Origin of the sequence: Citrobacter sp. S46_ASV_140 (assembly GCF_018919545.1) — a bacterium.
In the GTDB taxonomy this organism is placed as follows: Bacteria; Pseudomonadota; Gammaproteobacteria; order Enterobacterales; family Enterobacteriaceae; genus Citrobacter; species Citrobacter braakii.
Genome location: NZ_JAHLRC010000209.1, coordinates 1 through 3,847, shown reverse-complemented (window position 1 = coordinate 3,847; position 3,847 = coordinate 1). Strand labels below are relative to the sequence as shown.

The 3,847-nt window shown below is 47.4% G+C and carries 5 protein-coding genes and 1 pseudogene; 3 read left to right on the top strand and 3 right to left on the bottom strand.

Annotation, left to right across the window (positions count from 1 at the left end; all coding sequences use genetic code 11):
* From KQJ19_RS22840 to KQJ19_RS24145, 3 genes and pseudogenes are all read right to left on the bottom strand, one after another.
* Positions 1–385 (bottom strand): septation protein A (locus KQJ19_RS22840; RefSeq protein WP_216404212.1); only part of this gene is annotated, 385 nt, incomplete at its 3' end.
* Between the two features lie 54 nt (positions 386–439).
* Entirely contained in the window at positions 440–1,183 is a 744-nt protein-coding gene (locus tag KQJ19_RS22835) for a YciC family protein (protein WP_016153264.1), read from the bottom strand.
* Positions 1,184–1,211: 28 nt separating this feature from the next.
* Positions 1,212–1,298 (bottom strand): annotated as a pseudogene (locus tag KQJ19_RS24145) (YkgJ family cysteine cluster protein); the annotation flags it as partial.
* A gap of 283 nt (positions 1,299–1,581) precedes the next feature.
* Here KQJ19_RS24145 and ompW point away from each other — a divergent pair.
* The 3 genes from ompW to KQJ19_RS22820 form a co-directional block, all read left to right on the top strand.
* On the top strand, positions 1,582–2,220 hold the full coding sequence (gene ompW / locus KQJ19_RS22830) for an outer membrane protein OmpW (RefSeq protein WP_016153263.1): 639 nt from the start codon (positions 1,582–1,584) through the stop codon (positions 2,218–2,220).
* 132 nt (positions 2,221–2,352) lie between these two features.
* Entirely contained in the window at positions 2,353–2,628 is a 276-nt protein-coding gene (locus tag KQJ19_RS22825; protein ID WP_216404211.1) for a hypothetical protein, read from the top strand.
* A gap of 185 nt (positions 2,629–2,813) precedes the next feature.
* A partial coding sequence (locus KQJ19_RS22820; protein ID WP_216404210.1) for a GGDEF domain-containing protein occupies positions 2,814–3,847 on the top strand: 1,034 nt, incomplete at its 3' end.

Here is a 3,847-nt window from a genome sequence, read left to right as displayed (position 1 = left end):
GGATAAAGAAGACGGCCCAGGCGAAGTTAAGTTTTGTCCAAACCGGCTGTGGCAAGCTCAGCTCTTTACCTAACATGCGCTGAATCAGCGGCTTTTTCATTACCCATTGGCTAACCAGCAGCGCACCGGCAAACAGCCCGTAAATCACCGTTACTTTCCACTTAATGAATTCATCATTGTGGAAGAAGATGGTCAGGCCACCGAACACGGCTACCAGAACAAAAGTGATCAATGCCATCTTCTCGACCTTGCGATAGCGGACCCAGCTGTAAATCAAAACCACAGCCGTCGCAACAATCAGCGCCGAGGTCGCCGCGTAGATGTCATAGAGCTTATAAAAAGCAAAAAAGACAACCAGCGGTAAAAAATCAAGAAACTGCTTCATTCTTCGATTCCGTCATCAAAAGCACCGGGTACAAGCCCGGAATGCGTTCAGGGTTTATTGGCGAATTAGCATGTACAGGCGGAACAAATAGATCAGCAATACGGCGGAGATCATATTGCTCAGCGTATTCGCCAATACCGCGCCTACATTTGGCGTAAGTACCGCAAAACTTGGCGCAAAAAGCAACAACAACGTTTTTGCCAGCAGCCAACCGATCACTGCTGGTGCAACCAGGCGCATATTCGACCACGCCAGACGCATACTGTTGCGCATCGCGGCAAAGACACCCATTTTGTCCTGTACTAACATCACCGGTGCAAGTGCCAGCAGGATAGCCAGCAGAATACCGGGTACCACCACCAGCATAATACCGATTTGCACCAGCAGAGTAGTCAGAAAAATCAGAATAAACAGCTTCGGCAAAACCGGCGCGCTGGCACCGATGGCGCGTAACGCGCTGACCCGATGACCGGCTGAAATCAGCTGAATCATCAGGATAATACCTCCGGCGAGGATGGCATTACCTATCAGACCGGAAAACGTCGACGCCGCGGAAGCGCGTAGCAAAATTTGCTGTTGCTCCGGGGTCATGTTTTGCACCAGATCGAACAATCCCACGCTGCTGGTTAACTGATCGCCTTCACTGAGTTGCGCAATTTGTGCGTCGGTGGGAGAAAAGGCATGCCCTAACACCACTGTGATAAACGCGCACAACAACGATACCAGCAAGATGGTAATGAATTGATTACGGAAAAAGTTTCCCGTGTCACGGTAAACGGATTTCGCCGTGATAGACATGCACTCTCCTTGAGTTTTGCAGGTGTTCATTTGTGGGCAATTGTACCCTGGATAACTCTACAGTGGCAGCATCGCGCGGTGTATGGAAAAGCATATCTTTGTAAAGCCCCGGTAATTTTTGACTATGACTTCAGCGTCATGCAAGAACGTTGGTTGTTCTCTGCGCATCACGAACAAATAACCATCGCTATTCTGCAACGGAGGTCAGGTACTTGCGTGGCGAAAATATATCGAAATTGATCTGAATTAGGTTAACCAGGATTTTGAATGCAAGTTCTAACTTAATCTGGATCAATAAATGTTAAATTATCAAAGTCAATGTGATCCAGGTTAGATCACTTATTACTCCAATGTGGGTATATTCGTTCCGCTTTTATAACCATAACGACGGAGCGGACATGAAAAAATTAACAGTTGCAGCAGTGGCATTAACAACTCTTCTCTCTGGTAACGTATTTGCGCATGAGGCCGGAGAATTCTTTATTCGTGCAGGTTCTGCCACCGTCAGACCGACGGAAGGCGCGGGTGGTACGCTGGGAAGCCTGGGTGGCTTTGATGTCAGCAATAACACGCAGTTGGGTCTGACATTTACCTACATGGCAACCGACAATATCGGTGTTGAATTACTGGCAGCCACGCCGTTCCGCCATAAAATTGGCACTGCCACAACAGGTGATATTGCGACCGTTCACCATTTACCACCGACCTTAATGGCACAGTGGTATTTCGGCGATTCCAGCAGCAAACTGCGTCCTTACGTTGGTGTCGGTGTGAACTACACCACCTTCTTTGACGAAGGCTTTAACAATAACGGCAAAGAAACCGGTTTATCTGACCTGAGCCTGAAAGACTCCTGGGGCGCAGCAGGGCAAGTGGGTATGGACTATCTGATTAACCGCGACTGGCTGATTAACATGTCAGTCTGGTACATGGATATCGACACCACCGCGAGCTACAAACTGGCTGGCGCGCAGCAGCATGACAGCGTCCGCCTCGATCCGTGGGTGTTTATGTTCTCCGCGGGTTATCGCTTCTAAGTCCGTGATTAACATACTGAAAAGCTGATCGTTCCACGGTCAGCTTTTTTATTACCAGTTTATTTCTACCTGCCTTTCTCCCCGTCGATGTAATGCTACTCTTTAAGCAAACTGGCTTTGAGGGCATTGACGATGATGTTGACTCGCCACCTGCTACAACAAAAAATCACACTTTTGGAACCATTCACCGGAGATGAAACGGCAGAGTTCGCCGTGAGTGCCGCGCGTGACTTATTGAATTTTATGGATAAAATTGAATCGCTGGAGAAACGCATTGCGACTCCGGTTAAACTACCTTATTGCAGCGCCAGTCCTGTTTGTGAGATCGAAGCGGGCTATGCCGCAGGCGTGAGCGATTGTCGTGAGGCCATTCGTCGGGCGGGGTATCCGATTGAGGGTGATGATTAGTTTGCATTTATGTTAACAAAAATGTGCTTTTATTGTATAAGTCTGTAACTTTAGCGCACACAACGGCGGGCTTCTAAGGCATCAGCTTAGGGACGGTTAACATTCTCAATCAACATACAGCGCAGTTATGCAACGACATAAACGGGTAACCGGTTTGGCAATATGTTAACTATCAGGGTGAACTCGTGAAGATTGTGCAGGACAAGCTCAGAAACAGGCAGGCACTGCTGGTATCAGGGCTCATTACGTTGATATTTACGTCGTTGTTTCTGTTTATAATTTATGAGCAGCGGATGGCTGCAGTCAGTGACGGTGTTAACCGCATGCAAGCGCGCATGATGGACATTTTTAACGATAATGAGCTGATCGCCGATGCGATTGGTGAGCGCTATCACCATATTAAATCGGGTGAGCAATGTGGCGATATTTCACAATTTGTTCCCCGTAATGAGAATGAATGGGGAATTAACGCCGACCCAAAGCGTCTGCATTCGGTAACGGGGACAATTATTGCCCAGCAAGCCAGCCACAACGCGCTGTGTATGTATACGGCGGCGGAGTTTATTCGCGGTATGGTTAATGAGCTAAATCCGGGCAGCTTCGATGCACATCGTTATATTATCGCCAAAAATTCAGATTATTTTTACTGGTTTATGGCTTCCGATTCGCGCAACTTCAGTTTCTCAAATTCTGAAATGGCGCGGGATCTCACCAACTTTTTCTATCCGCCGGTCGATTTCTATACCCGACTGTTGCAAAAAAACGTCAAAAACAAAGCCCTTAGTTCAACGAACTTCTATACCGATAAAATTACCGGTGAAAAAGCTTACAGCGTGGTGAGCTATATCTACGATCTGTCTGGCAAAGAGATATCAGACCAAATCGTGGCCTATCTGGTTTATGACCATTCAAAGCCCGAATTGCAGGAAGCGTTGGCTCAAGCATTTGACTACCAGCTCCCACCTGAGCTGAATGTGGAATTGGTAAATTTGACCAACAATGAAAGTCTCTGTTTATCCGGTAAATGTACAGGTCAATCCCGTTTTTTAGTGCGCAATTTTTCGGAGAAATATGCGCTGCACTATTCGCTTTCATTAGGCCGTTTTATGACGCGCGATACCCATGCCGGGATCGTGATCCTGCTGGCACCGTTCTTTTTCATCATGATTAGTTTCTCGCTAAAATCATGGCTGAACGAAAGCGACCTGAAGGTTTATAT

Bases quoted from the DNA above. Each gene is read 5' to 3' on its own strand.
- KQJ19_RS22835 (WP_016153264.1), bottom strand. From the start codon at position 1,183: ATGTCTATCACGGCGAAATCCGTTTACCGTGACACGGGAAACTTTTTC.
- ompW (WP_016153263.1), top strand. From the start codon at position 1,582: ATGAAAAAATTAACAGTTGCAGCAGTGGCATTAACAACTCTTCTCTCT.
- KQJ19_RS22825 (WP_216404211.1), top strand. From the start codon at position 2,353: ATGATGTTGACTCGCCACCTGCTACAACAAAAAATCACACTTTTGGAA.